Annotated in this window: 18 protein-coding genes and 1 other RNA gene; 4 read left to right on the top strand and 15 right to left on the bottom strand. The window is 37.7% G+C overall.

The features are described 5' to 3' along the window. Positions 1-5 precede the first annotated feature (5 nt). The 9 genes from fmt to B5D29_RS04770 form a co-directional block, all read right to left on the bottom strand. Positions 6-935, bottom strand: coding sequence for a methionyl-tRNA formyltransferase (gene fmt / locus B5D29_RS04810; RefSeq protein ID WP_078768454.1), 930 nt, complete (start codon positions 933-935; stop codon positions 6-8). Beyond that, positions 935-1387 (bottom strand): peptide deformylase, encoded by a 453-nt coding sequence (def, locus tag B5D29_RS04805; RefSeq protein WP_078768453.1) that lies wholly within the window; start codon positions 1385-1387, stop codon positions 935-937. Before def ends, fmt begins: the two co-directional genes overlap by 1 nt. Before the next feature lie 15 nt (positions 1388-1402). After that, entirely contained in the window at positions 1403-3628 is a 2226-nt protein-coding gene (priA, locus tag B5D29_RS04800; protein ID WP_078768452.1) for a replication restart helicase PriA, read from the bottom strand. After that, on the bottom strand, positions 3628-3837 hold the full coding sequence (gene rpoZ, locus B5D29_RS04795; RefSeq protein WP_078768451.1) for a DNA-directed RNA polymerase subunit omega: 210 nt from the start codon (positions 3835-3837) through the stop codon (positions 3628-3630). The genes priA and rpoZ overlap by 1 nt, the downstream gene beginning before the upstream one ends. Further along, entirely contained in the window at positions 3838-4428 is a 591-nt protein-coding gene (gene gmk / locus B5D29_RS04790; RefSeq protein ID WP_078768450.1) for a guanylate kinase, read from the bottom strand. Continuing rightward, positions 4418-4669 (bottom strand): DUF370 domain-containing protein, encoded by a 252-nt coding sequence (locus B5D29_RS04785; protein WP_078768449.1) that lies wholly within the window; start codon positions 4667-4669, stop codon positions 4418-4420. The genes gmk and B5D29_RS04785 overlap by 11 nt, the downstream gene beginning before the upstream one ends. Positions 4670-4688: 19 nt before the next feature. After that, on the bottom strand, positions 4689-5567 hold the full coding sequence (locus B5D29_RS04780) for a YicC/YloC family endoribonuclease (RefSeq protein WP_078768448.1): 879 nt from the start codon (positions 5565-5567) through the stop codon (positions 4689-4691). A gap of 153 nt (positions 5568-5720) precedes the next feature. Next, positions 5721-6386 (bottom strand): hypothetical protein, encoded by a 666-nt coding sequence (locus B5D29_RS04775; RefSeq protein WP_078768447.1) that lies wholly within the window; start codon positions 6384-6386, stop codon positions 5721-5723. Positions 6387-6388: 2 nt separating this feature from the next. After that, complete coding sequence (locus B5D29_RS04770) at positions 6389-7297, bottom strand: dihydrodipicolinate synthase family protein (protein WP_078768446.1); 909 nt, start codon at positions 7295-7297, stop codon at positions 6389-6391. A gap of 89 nt (positions 7298-7386) precedes the next feature. On the opposite strand from B5D29_RS04770, the gene B5D29_RS04765 reads away from it, so the two are divergent. From B5D29_RS04765 to ssrS, 4 genes are all read left to right on the top strand, one after another. Further along, positions 7387-8079: an N-acetylmannosamine-6-phosphate 2-epimerase gene (locus B5D29_RS04765; RefSeq protein WP_078768445.1), complete on the top strand. Its 693-nt coding sequence runs from the start codon at positions 7387-7389 to the stop codon at positions 8077-8079. Position 8080: 1 nt separating this feature from the next. Continuing rightward, positions 8081-8962, top strand: a complete 882-nt coding sequence (locus B5D29_RS04760) for an ROK family protein (protein ID WP_078768444.1) — start codon at positions 8081-8083, stop codon at positions 8960-8962. Between the two features lie 665 nt (positions 8963-9627). Beyond that, complete coding sequence (locus tag B5D29_RS04755; RefSeq protein ID WP_078768443.1) at positions 9628-9945, top strand: DUF1292 domain-containing protein; 318 nt, start codon at positions 9628-9630, stop codon at positions 9943-9945. Between the two features lie 27 nt (positions 9946-9972). Then, a non-coding RNA gene (ssrS, locus tag B5D29_RS04750) (6S RNA) lies at positions 9973-10168 on the top strand. Positions 10169-10263: 95 nt separating this feature from the next. On the opposite strand, the gene B5D29_RS04745 is transcribed toward ssrS, so the two are convergent. From B5D29_RS04745 to tnpA, 6 genes are all read right to left on the bottom strand, one after another. After that, on the bottom strand, positions 10264-11283 hold the full coding sequence (locus tag B5D29_RS04745) for an NAD-dependent epimerase/dehydratase family protein (RefSeq protein WP_078768442.1): 1020 nt from the start codon (positions 11281-11283) through the stop codon (positions 10264-10266). Between the two features lie 69 nt (positions 11284-11352). Then, on the bottom strand, positions 11353-12795 hold the full coding sequence (locus tag B5D29_RS04740; protein ID WP_159443402.1) for a transglutaminase domain-containing protein: 1443 nt from the start codon (positions 12793-12795) through the stop codon (positions 11353-11355). Between the two features lie 88 nt (positions 12796-12883). Beyond that, entirely contained in the window at positions 12884-14281 is a 1398-nt protein-coding gene (locus B5D29_RS04735; protein WP_078768440.1) for an oxaloacetate decarboxylase subunit alpha, read from the bottom strand. Between the two features lie 10 nt (positions 14282-14291). Next, a complete protein-coding gene (locus B5D29_RS04730) occupies positions 14292-14669 on the bottom strand; it encodes a biotin/lipoyl-containing protein (protein WP_078768439.1) in 378 nt (125 codons plus the stop codon). A 15-nt stretch (positions 14670-14684) separates the two neighbouring features. Next, positions 14685-16007 carry a carboxyl transferase domain-containing protein gene (locus B5D29_RS04725; RefSeq protein ID WP_078768438.1) on the bottom strand — a complete coding sequence of 441 codons (1323 nt, stop codon included), beginning with the start codon at positions 16005-16007 and terminating at the stop codon, positions 14685-14687. A 244-nt stretch (positions 16008-16251) separates the two neighbouring features. Continuing rightward, positions 16252-16510: IS200/IS605 family transposase (gene tnpA, locus B5D29_RS04720; RefSeq protein ID WP_143406724.1), on the bottom strand; the 259-nt coding region annotated here is incomplete at its 5' end.

Below are 16510 nucleotides of genomic sequence, written 5' to 3'. Positions count from 1 at the left end.
AAATACTACTCTCCTAAAATTGTACCGATTTCAATATTGTTGCCTTGGAGGAATGATTTTGCATCCATTCTCTTTTTTCCGTCAAGCTGAAGCTCAAGAATTTCAAGGCAATGTCCGTCACCACAGCAAACAACGAGCTTGTTTTTATTATCTACAATTTGACCCGCTTTATTTGCAGTGATGTCTGTATGAATGGTTTTGTGAATTTTTAAGCCTTTAGTATTAACTGTTGTTGTGGCAACAGGCCAGGTTTGCAATCCTCTGACTTGATTGTGGATTTTGTCTGCCGAATTATTCCAGTCAATATTGCACATTGATTTGTTTATCATAGATGCGTATTGACATTTTTTATTAGCTTGCTTTGTTGCAACGGCAGTGCCGTCTTTTATCATATTAAGAGTTTTAACAAGAGCACTCGCACCGATTGCGGACAATCTGTCAAAAAGTTCAGCACTTGTTTCGTTTTCACCGATTTCGGTCTTTTCTACATAGAATACATCTCCTGTATCAAGTCCCTCATCCATTTGCATAATAGAAACGCCTGTTTCCCTGTCACCGTTGAGAACAGCCCATTGAATCGGAGCAGCGCCTCTGTAAAGCGGCAAGATTGATGCGTGAACATTTATGCAACCGTATGGTGCAATTTCAAGTATCTCTTTTGGCAAAATCTTGCCGTAAGCAACTACAATAATTATATCAGGAGCAAGTTCTGTTAAAATTTCAACTGCATTTGAACCTTTGATTTTTTCGGGTTGATAAACAGGAATGTTGTGTTTTTGAGCACAAACCTTTACTTCAGGTGGGGTCAAAATCTGCTTTCTGCCAACAGGTTTGTCCGGTTGTGTAAAAACAGCAAGAACATCGTGCTTTGCTTCAATTAAGCTTTCAAGACAAGGTACAGCAAAATCAGGAGTACCCATAAATACAATTTTCATCAGCCTTCCAACTTTCCGATAACTTTTGATACAAATAATATTCCCTCAAGGTGGTCAAGTTCGTGGCAGAAGCATCTTGCTTTAAGCTCTTCGCCTGTGTAGATATGCCACTTGCCTGTTCTGTCCTGTGCTTTAACCTGAACTTTTGCAGGACGCTTGCAAACACCGTATTTGCCCGGAACTGACAAACAACCTTCTGTTTCCATTTGTTCGCCTTCTGACATTGTGATTTCAGGGTTTACAAGTTCGATCGGTCCGTCGCCACAGTCGATAACAACAACTCTTTTGAGCATTCCGACCTGCGGTGCAGCAAGTCCTACACCGTTAGCTTCATACATTGTATCAAACATATCATCAATAAGTGTTGACAGTTTTTCATCAAAATTTTCTATTTTTCTGCATTTTTTGTTTAAAACAGGATCGCCCATTTCAACAATTTTTCTTAAAGCCATAATATTTCCTCTTTTTTATGATATATCCGGTGGGTTTAAGCTAATACTAATGCTTACTTTGGAATATACCTTATCTTTGTTAACATCTTTTAAGATTTTTGTTATCATTTGGCGAATTCTTTGTGAATTTTTACACTTGATTGCCAAACGATACCTGTATGTATTATTAATTTTTGAGATTTTTGCTTGAGTAGGACCTAAAACAACAAGTTTTATATCCTTGTATTCATCACTGTTATACTCAACAAGACGGTCAAAAAATGCCTTTGAACAGAGTGCAACGGTATTTTCATTTTCACCTGTGAAAGTTGCTGAATAAATGTCGCAAAACGGTGGATAAATCATCAACTTACGAATCATAATTTCGTTATTATAAAAGCCGATATAATCCTGATGTGATGCAAAATCAATAGTTTCGTTTTGCGGATTAACAGTTTGAATAATCGCTGTTCCAGAATTGTCACGCCTGCCGGCTCTTCCGACAACCTGCGTGATTAGGTCAAAGGAACGCTCACTTGCCGTGTAGTTTTGGTCATAAAGAGAGTTATCGGCATTGACAACTCCGACAAGGGTTACATCCTCAAAATCAAGACCTTTTGCCACCATTTGAGTACCGATTAATATGTTGTATTCTTTATTACCAAACTGTTCAAGCAGTTTTTCGTGCGAGAATTTAGCTGTTGTTGTGTCAGCGTCCATTCTCAAAATTTTTGCATCGGGAAGCAATGCTTGAAGTTCTTCCTCAATTCTTTGCGTGCCAAAGCCGCTGTATCTGACAGCATCACTGCCACACTCGGGACAGATATTGTCAAGCTTTTTGGTATAACCGCAATAATGACACACAAGCCTATTGTTATAGCTATGATATGTCAAAGAAATTGAGCAGTTAGGACAAGTAATAACATGTCCGCATTCGTTACAAGCAATAAAGGTATTGTAACCTCTGCGATTAATTAGCAAAATGGCTTGCTTGCCGTTATCAATTGTTTCTGTTAAATGCTGAAGAAGTATTGATGAAATCGGACTTTTGTTGCCGTTTTTCATTTCGTTTTTCATATCAACGGTGATAACATTCGGCAAAACAGCATTGCCGTATCTTTGAGTTACAGTTGAAAGAACATATTTTCCGTTCAATGCGTTGCTGTATGTTTCGATAGACGGAGTGGCGGAGCTCATAAGAAAATAAGCCTTGTTATACCTTGCTCGGAATTTTGCAATATCCTTTGCGTTATATCGAGGTGTGCGCTCAGATTTATAAGTCTGCTCTTGTTCCTCATCCATAACAATGAGTCCAAGGTTGTGAACAGGTGCAAATATAGCAGACCTTGTGCCGACAACAATCTTTGCCAAGCCTCTGTCGATTCGCTTATATTCGTCGTTTCTTTCGCCAAGTGACAAACCGCTGTGAATAACGGCTACCTTATCTCCGTATCTTCTATGAAAGATAGAAAGCGTTTGAGGTGTTAAAGCGATTTCGGGAACAAGAACGATTACATCCTTGCCGTTTTCGATAACATCATCAATCAGTTTGAGATAAATCTGTGTTTTTCCGCTTCCTGTAACACCGAAAAGAAGCCCCGATTTGCCGGAGCCGAGCATATTTTTGTTTGTTAAGTATGCTTTTTGTTGTTCTTCAGAAAGTAAAATCTCGCTGTTGTCAAGAACCTCTTTGTTTTCATACGGATTGCGATAAATCTCTTTTGAATAGAATTCGATTATTCCGTTATTCTCTAAATTCTTGAGAACAGAAATTCCTACACTGCAAAATTCGCAGATTTCATTTGCCCCTGCCGTGCCGATATCAAAAAGTAAATCACAAACTATTTTTTGCTTTTTTGTAACTTGCGAAAGCTCGCTTTCATCATCGACAAGAAGCCTAACCATTCGCTCTGACTTCCCTTTTAAAACGCCGTATTTTCTTGGAAGCATCTGCTTTAAACAATCATAAGTTGTGCAAAAGCATCTTTCTTTAAGCCAGACTGCAAGTTTTACAAGCTCGTCATCCAACAGCTTTTCATCAATGCTTTTTATTTTTTTAAGATTGTTTGATTTTTCCAAATCGGTTTCAACAAGCTCAATAATAATACCGTCTCTTGTTTTATCGCCTCTGCCAAACGGCACAGAAACCTTTGAACCGATTTGTGCATTTTCAAGAATAGAGTTTGGCACGATATAGCTATAATCTGTGTCAAAACTAAAAAAGGTATTGTCAACAGCAACAGTTGCAACAACTGCTTTCATTATTTAGACTTGATTGAATCAGGCTCTTCGATAACATACTTGCCGTCCCAAATTTCTTCAATAGCGGTAGAAACGGTCTTTTCGTCAAGAATGGCGTTATTTTCGATTGCCTCATCTCTGATTTCTCTTGCTCTTTTTGCAGTGCCAACAACAAGGCTGTATCTGCTGTTTACATTATTTAACATTTTCTTTAAATCCGGATTGAACATTTACTTAATCTCCTTACTGTTAAGAGTTAACAACTCTTTATTAATTATATTGTTTATTGTATTTACACATTCGTCCAAATCATCATTGACCACTGTATATTTGTAAAGTGGCGCCATATCAATTTCCCGTTGTGCAATTTTCATACGATTTTTTACATCATCGATGTCATTTGTTGAGCGATTCACAAGTCGCTTTTCAAGGACCTCAAGGCTTGGTGGCAACAAGAAAATTGAAACTGCGTCAGGGCGAACTTTCAAAATACTTTGAGCACCCTGAACATCAATAATCAAAAAGCAAATTTTGCCATCATTGATTGCTTTTTCAACACCTGAAATCGGTGTGCCGTAGTAGCAATTATTATATCTTGCGTATTCAAGCAATTCATCATTAACTACCATAAGCTGAAAATCGGATTCTGACTTGAAGTAATAATTTACCCCTTCAACTTCGCCCTCTCTTGGCTTGCGTGTGGTTGCGGAAACAGATTCCACAACATCGTTTCGTAGCTTTTTTATTGCTTGAAATACTGTGTCTTTTCCGCATCCGCTTGGTGCAGATAAGATTATCAGTAAGCCTTTATTATTCGTCATTTTGCACCTCCACACCAAAGCGTACGGCAATTTGCTTTAAGTCCATATAGCTCAAAACAACATTGTCGCTGTCGGTAATTATTATACTCATGGTTTTTCTGCCGTGAGTTGCATCAATCAAAGTCCCGTCCTCTTTGCCCTTTTGCACAAGTCTTTTTGCAGGTGCGCTTTCGGGTGAAATAACGGAAATAACTCTATCGGCATTGATTAAATTTCCAAATCCTATGTTAACTAAATTCATTTGTATCTCCGATAGTCGATTACTCGATGTTTTGAATTTGCTCTCTGATTTTTTCAACCTCTGCTTTGATGTCTACAACTTTGCGTGCAATGTCAACATCGTTTGCCTTTGAACCGATTGTGTTGGTTTCACGGTTAATTTCTTGAACTAAGAAATCCATTTTTCTGCCAACAGGTTCATCGGATGAAATGAATGTATTCAGTTGTTCGATGTGGGAACGAAGTCTGACTGTTTCTTCTGCAACGGCAACCTTGTCGGCATAAATAGCAACCTCCTGCAAAATTCTGCTTTCATCAAGGGAAACATCGCCCAAAAGCTCGTGAACTCTCTCAACAAGTTTGTCGTTATATTCCTTGACAGTTTGAGGAGAACGCTCCTCAATATATGAAACGCAGTCCAAAATGAATTGACCTCTTGAATAGATGTCGTCTTTCATTTTTGAACCCTCAACTTCTCTCATAGCAACGAATTTGTCAATTGCTTCAGAGCAAACTTCTTGAACATATCCCCAAAGTTTTTCTTCATCTTCATCAGATTTTCTGACAACAAGAACTTCAGGAAAACGAGAAATAGTTGATGCGCCAAAGTCGTCTTTAAGTTCATATGTTTCGGCAATCTCTTTGAGTGCATTCACATAAGCGGTTGCCAATGTGTGATTAACAACAACATCTGCCGTGTCGGTGTTCAACGCTTCGATAGTAACATAACATTCAATCTTACCACGAGAAACTTTGCCGTTAATATATGATTTTAATTTTTCATCAAGAAAGCCATATTGACGAGGAACTCTTGACGAAAACTCGAAATATCTGTGGTTTACGGACTTAAGTTCAACGGTGATTACATAACCGTCAATTTCCTTTTGGGCTCTGCCGAACCCTGTCATAGATTTTAACATAATATTCCCCTTTATTTATATTAAAAATATTATATGTTTACTATTTCTAACAGTCAATGATTTGTTAACAATTTATTTACAATTTTAACAGTTTGTTTACACTGAAAAACGGCACAATCAAATTGTACCGTTTCTAAATCGTATTGAATTAAATTATTGTTGTGCAGGCTGTGTGCTTGGAGCAGTTGACGGTTGAATAGTTGTAGTTGTAGTAGTTGTTGTTGTTTCGTCTTTAGCCATCAAGCCTGTGTATCCCTGATGAACAATGTTTGTGTTTTTGTCATAAAATCCCATATCAAGCAACATCGGCAAAACATTGTTGTTGAGAAAATTAGGATCAGCATTTTCATCAATAATTGTATATGCTGTTGTTGATTTGTCAACATATCTCAAAGCATCTTGAAGTCCCTGAATTCCGTCAACTTCTTGTGCATCAACAAAGATATATGTTCCCTTTACAACAATAGTTCCTGCATAGGCTTGTTCAAGCGAAGTTGTCGTTTCGGTTGTAGTTTCTTTTGTAGTTTTTTCAGCGTTTTTGTTGCCGAATGTAATATTACCAGTAAAATAAAGCGCACAAAATACACCAACCAAAATAACAATAATCAAAAGAATTACAGGAAATTTGCTTGATTTCTTGTCAGGGTCTTTTTTGAATCTATGTCTTTCAATAGTTGGCTTTTTTTCTTCTTCGATATGAGTTTCGTTCATATCGACATTGATTCCGCCGTCATAATATGAGGCGTCTGTTTTTTTATGAACAACAAGAGGTGGGTCGAGTTGAACATCTGTTACCTCATCCTTGAAATCGTCACTCATAATTATTCTCCTAATTCAGATACATATTTCTCAATTTTGTTAACGATAGCAGTAATCTTTTCATCGTTGTCAACCGGCAAGAACGGGCTTCTCGGAACGCCTGCATTCACACCGAATCTTTGAGAAATAACATTCTTTGCGGCACCGTAAAGTGATGGTAATTTGAGCAAATCAAAAATTATATCATTTATTTTGTACTGCAAAACCTTTGCTTCTTCAATTCTGTTTTCGTTAATCATATTATCCAGTGCAACAAAAAGCTCCGGCATAGTACCGTAAGTACCGCCGATACCTGCGTTTGCACCCATAAGTCTGCCACCGAGCATTTGTTCATCGGAACCGTTAAATATGATGAAGTCATCACCTGCAACAGTTCTGTATCTTTCCATATTGAAAACAGGTTCTTCAGAGTTTTTAATACCGATAACCTTTGGATTTTTAGCCATTCTCTCAAACAAATCAAGAGGAAGATTGAAAGATGTGAGCTGTGGAATATTGTAAATAATAAACGGAAGGTCTGTTGAATCAATAATTCCATTCCAGTGCTTTTCAACACTTGCAGGAGAAAGATGATAATAAACAGACGGAACAGCAGAAACTGCGTCTACACCAACCTTTTCAGCGTGCTTTGCAAGTTTGATGCTTTCTTTTGTTCCGGCACATCCAACATGTACAATAATTGTAAAGTCGTCTGATGCAACTTCCTTAACAGCTTCAACAACTTGCATTCTTTCTTCTGTTGAAAGCAAGAAGCCCTCACCTGTCGAGCCACATACATAAACACCTTTTACACCTTTTGACTCATAAACCTTAACAAGTTTTTGGATTTCGCTAACATTTATTTCGTCATTTTCATCGTAAATTGTATTGAGCGCTACGAAAATTCCCTTGAATTTTTCTAAATTCTTCATATTTCTTCACCACAAAGATAATAGCATAAAACAGAATACATTTCAATATTATTATTGAATTTTGATACTTTAATTGTTATAATCAAAATATGGATATTAAAAATGAAATACTAAACAAAATCAAAGGCGGTCTTATCGTTTCTTGTCAAGCGTTAAAGACAGAGCCACTTTACGACTCTTACATTATGTCCAAAATGGCATATGCAGCTATGCTCGGTGGTGCAGTTGGCATCAGAGCAAATACAATAGTTGATATTTTGGCAATCAGAGAAAGAGTCGACTTGCCTATTATCGGCATTATCAAAGAGGAGTATCCGGACAGCGATGTTTACATTACTCCTACAATGAAAGAAGTAGACGCACTTGTTGAAATCGGATGCGATATTATTGCGACTGATGCAACAAACAGAACTCGTCCTGACGGTAAATCGTTTGAGGAATTCTTCAAGGAAGTTCGTGCAAAGTACCCTGATCAACTCTTTATGGCTGACACATCTTGCTTTGAAGAAGGCAAACTGGCTGCTGAACTTGGATTTGACCTGATTGGCACAACAATGGCAGGATACACACCGTATACAAAAGGCAGAAAACTTCCGGATTGTGAACTTATTGAGAGATACTCAAGTGAACTTGACAAGCCGATTATTGCCGAAGGCGGAATTTGGTGTCCTGACGACCTTAAGGCAGTATACAAAGCAGGCGCATTCAGTGCTGTTTGCGGAACTGCAATCACACGACCGATGGATATTACAAAACGATTTGTAAAGGCTTTGGAGGATTAATATGAGAATATTATGCTTCGATATTGGCGGTACATTTATAAAATACGCTTTGTGTAATGAAAAATTTCAGCTTTCTGAAAAACAAAAAATGCCTACCAATGCAAAGGAAGGCGGTCAAGCAATAATTCAGAGAATTATTGCTGTTATTGAAAGCTACGATAATATTGACAGGGTTGCTATTTCAACCGCAGGTCAGGTAGACAGCAAGAATGGTATTGTAGTTTATTCAACCGATAATATTCCTTACTACACAGGAATGATGGTAAAAAGCATTATTGAAAACAAAACAGGCATCTTGACCTATGTTGAAAATGATGTAAACGCTGTTGCGTTGGGCGAAGCTCGATTTGGTGCAGCAAAGGGATATTCTGATTTCATCAGTCTTGCACTCGGCACAGGTATCGGCGGAGCTATTTATCTTGATAATAAACTGTATAAAGGTTCAACATCGGCTGCCGGTGAACTCGGACATATGATAACTCACGCAGGCGGTAAGCAATGCACTTGTGGTGGCGAGGGTTGCTTTGAATGCTATGCTTCTGCAAATGCTTTGATTAATGCAGTTAATAAGATCTCTGACGAACCACTTGATGCTTTCCAGATTTTTGAAAAGGAAAATATGTCAAAGCCTGAAATCAGATCGGAAATTGACAAATGGATTGATGAAATCATCCTCGGATTGATGAACATTATTTATATTTTCAATCCACCGTTGATTGTAATTGGTGGAGGAATTATGAATGAAGATTATATCATTGAGCTGATTGACAGAAAAATCTACAACAGACTTATGGAAAACTTCCGTAATGTCAAGATTGAAAGAACGAAACTCGGTGGTGACTCGGCACTTTTGGGTGTTGCATACGAAGCATCGCAATTATAATATTGTAAATTTGGGAAGTGATTTTCACTTCCCTTTTCTTTTTATGTTTACACACAACAAAACTCCCGACTAATAAAGCCGGGAGCTATTTCCTTATTATTTAATTTTAATTGTACATCGGACCGTACCTCAAATCAAACTAATTTGAAATTTCTTAGCCCATTGGAATTTACCTCTTTATCTTAGAATTAAAATCCAAAAAGATAATACTTAGTACATTGGAGTTTACCTCACAATAAATTTGTTTGAATTTTAAGAGCCATCTACTCTGACTATCTGCAGGATGATAATCTTATATATCCTTACTATTCACTTTTTTCGACACCTACAAGTATTATACCCAACCCTGCAATAACTAATTAATATCTCATAAGATGCTCAATCGGTTATTAATTCCGTTTTAATAATCTCGATTGAAAAAGTTCCGTTATCTATTGGGATACTATATAGGTGGCTGGTGTATCAATCTGAAGTTTCATATCTCCAGCCTCCTTTCGATTATCGAACTATCCTTAAGTTCAACTAAATAATAGCACACCTTTTGGTGATTGTCAATAGTTTTTTTCAAAAAAATATAAAAAATATGTAAAAAGTTACAAATGAATGTTCCCTATTGACTAATTTATATATTAATATTATAATAAGAGCAGAAATGAGGTGTAATTATGGAAAACGAAGAAATCTACGAACCTGATCTTCTCTCTGTTACAGATGAAGACGGAAACGAAATTGTCTTTGAACTTCTTGAAAGATACGAAACAGACGATGATGTTTATGTTGCTATTACAGAATATCACGACACCGCTGAAGAAATCGTTGACGCTGATTATGAAGTAATTATTCTTAAGGTTGTTGAAGATGAAAACGGCGACGAATTCCTTGAGGAAATTCAAGACGAAATGGAATATGAGCAAATTTCCGATATTCTTATGGCAAAGGTTGAAGAAAAATTCGATGTTGAATATTTTGAACCTGAACAGTAATAATTGAATAGTTATTACATAAATTAATATTGTCTGCGCATCTCGGCAACCTATCGCCTAAATAACCCGAACAATTTTTATATTTAGGGAACCAGACTCCGATTTATGGGAATGCAGACCTCCCTGCTTTTGCAGGACGCTGGGAGCACAAAATTTATTGGGTGGTGCCCACCTGCGTTTAACAGCAGGTTATATTCGGCATAGGCGGATGTGTGGATATTTTATAAACTCAAGTTTTATACTTGGGTTTATTTTTTATCCACAAATAAAAAACGGATAGGTTTCCCTATCCGCTAAAATATGTATTTTAATTCAGGATTACTCACCCTTCATATCGAGGAGCTTTGCCTTACCTTCAAATGAAGCCTTTGAAAGTGTGATAGAATCAAAGATAGCTGCTTCGATGTCGTCAGGAGTACATCCGAGTTCCTTTGTGTCATCTGTTGGGATGAAGAGATTCATGCCCATAATGTCTGCAAGTCCTACAGGATCGATACCTGAATCAACATTTCTCTTTGCATAGTCTTTTCTCATAACAAGACCGAAAGCCTGGAATGTCCACTTTGGAACATCAACAATCTTTCTGTCAGGAATGCCATCCATAGCTCTGTAAACGATCTTAAGGAATTCTCTCCAAGTAAGGTTGTAGCAAGAAATACCATAAGCTCTTGCGCCCTTAACTTGCTCAGCAGCACCAACGATAGCTTCACCAACCTGGCGAACTGTAAGCATTGCTGTGCCTCCCTTTGGATACATTGTGAAAGGCATCTTTTCAAATCTTTGAAGCTGCTCAATAAGGATAACCCAAACAGGTCTTCTGCCCGGCTGTGTACCAAAGATGTATGGAAGCTCAAGAACTGCTACGCCCATATCGTCGTCAGCATACTTGAATGCAACATTTTCCTGGTCGATTCTTGAACGGATATAAGGGTGCTTTTCGCAGAGCTTCATATCAGGACGATCCTTTGCAAGCCATGCAAAATATGAACCAAGGACAACGCAACGCTTAACGCCACACTTCTTTGCCATAGCAAGACATCTGTCAACAGGGTCAATGTTGAACTTCTTATAAGCATCATAAACAGGAGCCGGGAATTCTACTCTTTCGTCTACACCTGCAGCGTAAACAAAAGCATCAACGCCTGTCATAGCCTTTTCAAGTTCTTCGTCTGTGAGTTCAAGGAAGTTACCAAATTCAATTTCCATTTCCTCTGGAATTGGAGCACCTTCCGGAAGAGGAGGAAGAGCAATAGTCTTTACCTTATGTCCTCTGTCAATAAAAATTTGTGCAGCTGCCGAGCCAAGAAGTCCGGTACCGCCGAAAATCAATACGTTCATAATACCCTCCGTATCTAAATTATTTTAACGCTACTATTCTACTACAAAATTTACCATTCGTCAATAAGATTAGTTAATAATTTGTTTATTTTTTTGTGAAAAATATATAGAAGCATAGTCTTTTGCGTTTATAATTCCATCTCTGTTTGTGTCAATATAAGGACTATACTCTTGATTTGTTGGAGTAGCATGGTATAAATTGTCAAACATTTCAAGCCTATCAAGACATTTATAGTTACGATTGTCATTAGTCAGTGTATAATAGAGGGTTCCGTCTATTTCGCCGAGAACTGCATTTTGAACTGAAAAATCTTTAAACTTATACTCCTTATTTGTCAACAAATCATAGCAATAGAGGTGTGAGGAAGTATTATCCGATGCTGTAAAATAAAAAATATCGTCTATTTTTACCATATAGCCGTATGGAGAAAATGTACCGTTGCTATATTTTGCATATACACATAGATAATTATTTTTATTAATAATTGTTGTGTTTCCGTTCAAATCTCTTTTGACAATATTGATTAAAAAATTATCTTTGTCGAGGTCGATATAATAATAATCACCTTTATATGTATATATATTTGAAATATAATTATTCCAGAAAGCGTTATCATAGGTGGCGTCGGTGCACTCGATTCCGGCAGGATATTTTATATCATAGTGTCCTCTGTTTGTTTCAAAATCACTTTGGCTTTTCAAAAAATTAGTATGAGAAAATTTGCTCATATCATTTTCATTTGTACTGCAATAAGAAGTGTCATCCCAAGTCAAATCAACATTGTACCATTTGTTGTCGATAAAAATTGCATTCCAAGCGTGGCTCATTTTGTCTGAAATAACATAACGGCAAGGAATGTTCAACTTATTCATAACAGCTGAATAAATGAGTGCATATCCTGCACAAACAATTTTTCTGTCTTTGACAAAGCCATATGCCGAATGATAAACATCCTTATCATTATTATTATCTATATTTGGATATATTGCCAAACTGCATATATAATCATGAACTGTTAATGCTTTTTGCAAATCCGTCATTGTGTTATCTGTCTTAGAAATAATACGATTTAATTCATTATCAAAATCAATCTTTGCTGATGCAATTTCGTTTTGTGACATTGTATATACCGGATAAACAGAAGAAGCATGCGGAAACGGATTTTCAAGATACGTGTAGCTGATATTGCTTGATACATAAAATAATTCAGGATGATTATTTATAACATTTGAATATATAATATTAAATTCGCTCAACGGAATTTGATATTTAGCAACATTAAAAAAAGTTTCACATTCCATAAGACTTTGATAAATTGTATTTTCTGCTTCACTCAATGTATTTGTATCAACAGAAATAGATTGGGCACTGATATCTGCGCAAGAATAATCCCCTTCCTGGATTAAATTAGCGTGTGTTTGGTATGATTTTGTGCGAGCATAAACAACAATAGGTGAAGTGATACCTACAATCATAATCAATGATAAAACTAAACACCATAATTTTTTCAATACAATCATCTCCAATCATTAAATATCTGTTATTTACATAATACATAAAAAACAGCACTCCGTCAAGAGTGCTGTTAATGTTTTGTTATTATACCGGATGAACCTTTGTTTCGATATTATCGTGCTTTCCGTCAAGTCCGTATTTTTTATCTCTTCTCTTTTCAAAGAATTTAACGGCAACCTGACCGAATTGAGCATAAGACAATACATCTTCTTCCTGCTCATAGTATTCAGAGATTTCGCTCTTGAACTGCTCGATAGTATCATTAAGCAAATCTGCCGGACGACAAGTGATAATCTCATCATCGCCGACAATCTTCTTTTGGAATTCAGGATCAATCTTACAAGGCGTTGCGCCGTATTTGCCGGCAACCAAATCCTTAAATTCTTTTGTTACCATCTTATATCTTTCGCCCATAATGACATTGAATACAGCCTGTGTACCAACGATTTGTGATGACGGAGTTACAAGTGGCGGGTATCCTGCATCCTTACGAACACGAGGAACTTCAGCGAGAACTTCTTCAAGTTGATCCTCTTTGCCTGCTTGCTTAAGCTGGCTGTTAAGGTTTGAAAGCATACCGCCCGGTACTTGATAAAGAAGAGTATTTGCATCAACGCCGAGCATCTTTGGATCAAGAAGTCCATTGTCAAGATACTTTTGACGAAGCGGTGCAAAGAAATCTCTAACTTCACTCAATGCCTTGAGGTCAAGCTCTGTGTCGTATTCTGTGCCCTTAAGAGCAGCAACCATCGATTCTGTTGCAGGATGAGAAGTTCCCATTGCGAGCGGCGACATTGCTGTGTCGATTACATCAACACCTGCTTCAATACCTTTGAGAAGAACCATTGAAGCAAGACCTGAAGTGTAGTGAGTGTGAAGTTGAATCGGAATGTTAACGGTTTCTTTAAGAGCCTTAACCAAATCGTAAGTTCCGTAAGGAGTCAAAAGACCTGCCATATCCTTAATACAGATTGATGAAGCACCTGCATTTTCAAGCTGTTTTGCATAGTGACAATAGTAGTCAACATCAAAAACAGGACCTGTTGTGTATGAAATAGCCGCTTGAACATGTCCGCCGTATTTATTAGCTGCGTTAATAGCTGTTTCAAGGTTACGAACATCATTAAGCGCATCAAAAATACGAAGAATATCAATACCGTTATCAATACTTTTCTTAACAAAATAATCTACAACTTCATCACTGTAGTGACGGTAGCCGAGCATATTTTGACCTCTGAAAAGCATTTGAAGTTTTGTATCAGGGCATTTCTTTCTGATAGTACGAAGTCTTTCCCACGGGTCTTCATCAAGGAAACGAAGGCAAGCATCAAATGTTGCACCGCCCCAACATTCCAAAGAATGATAACCGATTTTGTCCATTTGAGGAAGAATATCTACAAATTCTTCTGTTCTCATACGAGTTGCAATCAAAGACTGATGTGCATCACGCAAAACAGTTTCTGTAATTCCTATTTTAGCCATAGTGCACCTCTTATGCCAAAGTGATAATTGTTTGACCTGCTTCCACAGTGTCGCCCTTGTTTACATTAACTGAAGCAACAGTGCCGTCTTGAGGAGCAACAATTTCATTTTCCATCTTCATTGCTTCAAGAATAACAAGTACCTGACCTGCCTTTACAGAAGCGCCGTTTGAAACCTTAACATCAAGAATGTTACCGGGCATTGGAGCATCAACTTTAACACTGCCGGCAGCTGCAGGAGCTGCTTTTGGAGCAGCTTGAGGAGCAGGAGCAGCTGGTGCTGCGGCAGGAGCCGGAGCTGAAACAACAGGAGCAGATGCAGAAGCACTACCCTCTTCAACTGTTACATTGTATGGTGTACCGTTAACTGTAATTGTATAATTTTTCATTTTTATGTCCTCCGATTATTTAACAGAATGTTTTCTTGGAACAGTAGTTTCTCTCTTGTTCATGAGCATGTCAAGATACTGAGAAACCTTATTTCTTGTTTCTTCAGGTGCAAATACATCATCAACCGCACCGCAAGCAGCTGCTGTGTATACAGAACCGACAGTTTGCTTGTATTCATCTTCAAGTTTGGCTCTATCCTCACCGTTTGCAAGTCTGTCGTTATACAAGAATGCAACGCCTGCTTCAACATCAAGAGGAGAAGCAACAGCATTTTCCCAAGCTAAAGTTGCATCAGCATTTGCGCCTTTTCCTGCAAGAATGATATATGAAGCACCGATTGCCTGTCCTGTAATCAAGCTGATTTTTGGACAAGTTGCGCTTGCATAAGCAGTAGTAAGTTTTGTTGCCGCAACAAGCATTTGTGCGTCCTTACCTTTAGTAAGACCGGTTGAATTTGCAACAGTAATAACAGGAATGTTGAAAGCATCACAAAGTTTAATCATTGCTTCTGCTTTATATGAACAACAAGGGCAAATTTCGTCATTGTTAAAAGCGACAACGCCGACTGTTGAACCCTCAACAGTGCCAAGTTTTGTGATTACATTCTTGCCATATTCAGCTTTGAATTCAACAGAAAGAGTTGAATCAAGGATAGAATCAACAATATTTTCAACAGAACAGCCCTCAACAGCCGAAACAGATGGTGCAGAATATTCAAAATCCACCATCGGAGCACTGTAAAGATTGTTCTTTGGAAGCATACAAACAACCTTCTTTGCTTCCAAAATAGCAGAATCAACATCATCACACATAATGTCTACTGTTCCTGCTTGTGCACTTTCTTCGATTGTTGTTTCGCTTGGTGCTGTGATATAAAAATCACTGTCCTTGCTTGCAACAACAACATCTGCCATATTTGCAATAAGAGCTGATGTTCCCAGGCAAGCACCTGCGATAACGCTAATCTGCGGAACAACACCCGAAAGCATAGTTGCCGACTTTACGACTTCGCCAAAAGCATTGAGAACTTCAAAGCCTTGCGTAAGTTGAACGCCATTTGAATCATAAATGCCGACAATACCGCATCCTGTCTTTTTTGCCAAAGAAAAAACTTTTAATAATTTTGAGCATTGCTCAACAGTAACAGCACCGCCGTTTATATCACTGTCCTGCGCAAAAGCATAACATTCGGTACCGTTTACATATCCGTAACCGGCAACGACTTCAACCTCACCATTTTCACCTTTTGTGAATGGCTCAATTTCAGTAAAAATGCCGTCATCAAAAAGAGTAGCAAGTCGCTGAAGTGCAACACTCTCTTTGTTTGAATTACCCATTTTTTATCCTCCTTGAGAACTTAATAATCCATTTTGATTATAAAATCACCAAAATGACCTATTATTGATTTTAACATTATTTGCTTATAATATCAATATAAAATCATAACCACCAGTTAAACTGGTGGTTTGCACAGGCCCTATAAGGGCCGCCTACTGGCTTGTTTTCTGAAAGTCGGCACTGAAGTTTGCCATCGCATTACTGTTTCAAGCAGCCCCTCTCGTGGGGCTGTTTTTCTTTTGCTTACTTATTCTTGTTACCCGTGAACGGGTCTACATACTCTTTAAGTGAAATTTGGTCATTTGCAAAATCTTCCTCAAGTTGATTTTGTATGTACTTTTCTATCACTTTCTTGTTTCGACCGACTGTATCAACATAGTATCCCCTACACCAAAAATGTCTGTTGCCGTACTTATACTTTAAATTTGCGTGTCGGTCGAAAATCATCAATGTGCTTTTTCCCTTGAGATATCCCATGAATTGTGCTACACTAATGTACGGT

This window comes from Eubacterium coprostanoligenes (genome assembly GCF_900167205.1).
Taxonomy (GTDB): Bacteria; Bacillota; Clostridia; order Oscillospirales; family Acutalibacteraceae; genus Eubacterium_R; species Eubacterium_R coprostanoligenes.
The sequence above is the reverse complement of the archived record's forward strand: the minus strand, read 5'-3'. Positions and strand labels throughout refer to the sequence as shown.

Coding starts and splice junctions, on each gene's coding strand:
- priA (WP_078768452.1), bottom strand. CDS start 3,628: ATGAAAGCAGTTGTTGCAACTGTTGCTGTTGACAATACCTTTTTTAGT.
- B5D29_RS04760 (WP_078768444.1), top strand. CDS start 8,081: ATGAGAATATTATGCTTCGATATTGGCGGTACATTTATAAAATACGCT.
- B5D29_RS04785 (WP_078768449.1), bottom strand. CDS start 4,669: ATGAATTTAGTTAACATAGGATTTGGAAATTTAATCAATGCCGATAGA.
- B5D29_RS04745 (WP_078768442.1), bottom strand. CDS start 11,283: ATGAACGTATTGATTTTCGGCGGTACCGGACTTCTTGGCTCGGCAGCT.
- B5D29_RS04765 (WP_078768445.1), top strand. CDS start 7,387: ATGGATATTAAAAATGAAATACTAAACAAAATCAAAGGCGGTCTTATC.
- B5D29_RS04780 (WP_078768448.1), bottom strand. CDS start 5,567: ATGTTAAAATCTATGACAGGGTTCGGCAGAGCCCAAAAGGAAATTGAC.
- B5D29_RS04730 (WP_078768439.1), bottom strand. CDS start 14,669: ATGAAAAATTATACAATTACAGTTAACGGTACACCATACAATGTAACA.
- fmt (WP_078768454.1), bottom strand. CDS start 935: ATGAAAATTGTATTTATGGGTACTCCTGATTTTGCTGTACCTTGTCTT.
- B5D29_RS04770 (WP_078768446.1), bottom strand. CDS start 7,297: ATGAAGAATTTAGAAAAATTCAAGGGAATTTTCGTAGCGCTCAATACA.
- B5D29_RS04755 (WP_078768443.1), top strand. CDS start 9,628: ATGGAAAACGAAGAAATCTACGAACCTGATCTTCTCTCTGTTACAGAT.
- B5D29_RS04775 (WP_078768447.1), bottom strand. CDS start 6,386: ATGAGTGACGATTTCAAGGATGAGGTAACAGATGTTCAACTCGACCCA.
- B5D29_RS04725 (WP_078768438.1), bottom strand. CDS start 16,007: ATGGGTAATTCAAACAAAGAGAGTGTTGCACTTCAGCGACTTGCTACT.
- rpoZ (WP_078768451.1), bottom strand. CDS start 3,837: ATGTTCAATCCGGATTTAAAGAAAATGTTAAATAATGTAAACAGCAGA.
- B5D29_RS04735 (WP_078768440.1), bottom strand. CDS start 14,281: ATGGCTAAAATAGGAATTACAGAAACTGTTTTGCGTGATGCACATCAG.
- def (WP_078768453.1), bottom strand. CDS start 1,387: ATGGCTTTAAGAAAAATTGTTGAAATGGGCGATCCTGTTTTAAACAAA.
- gmk (WP_078768450.1), bottom strand. CDS start 4,428: ATGACGAATAATAAAGGCTTACTGATAATCTTATCTGCACCAAGCGGA.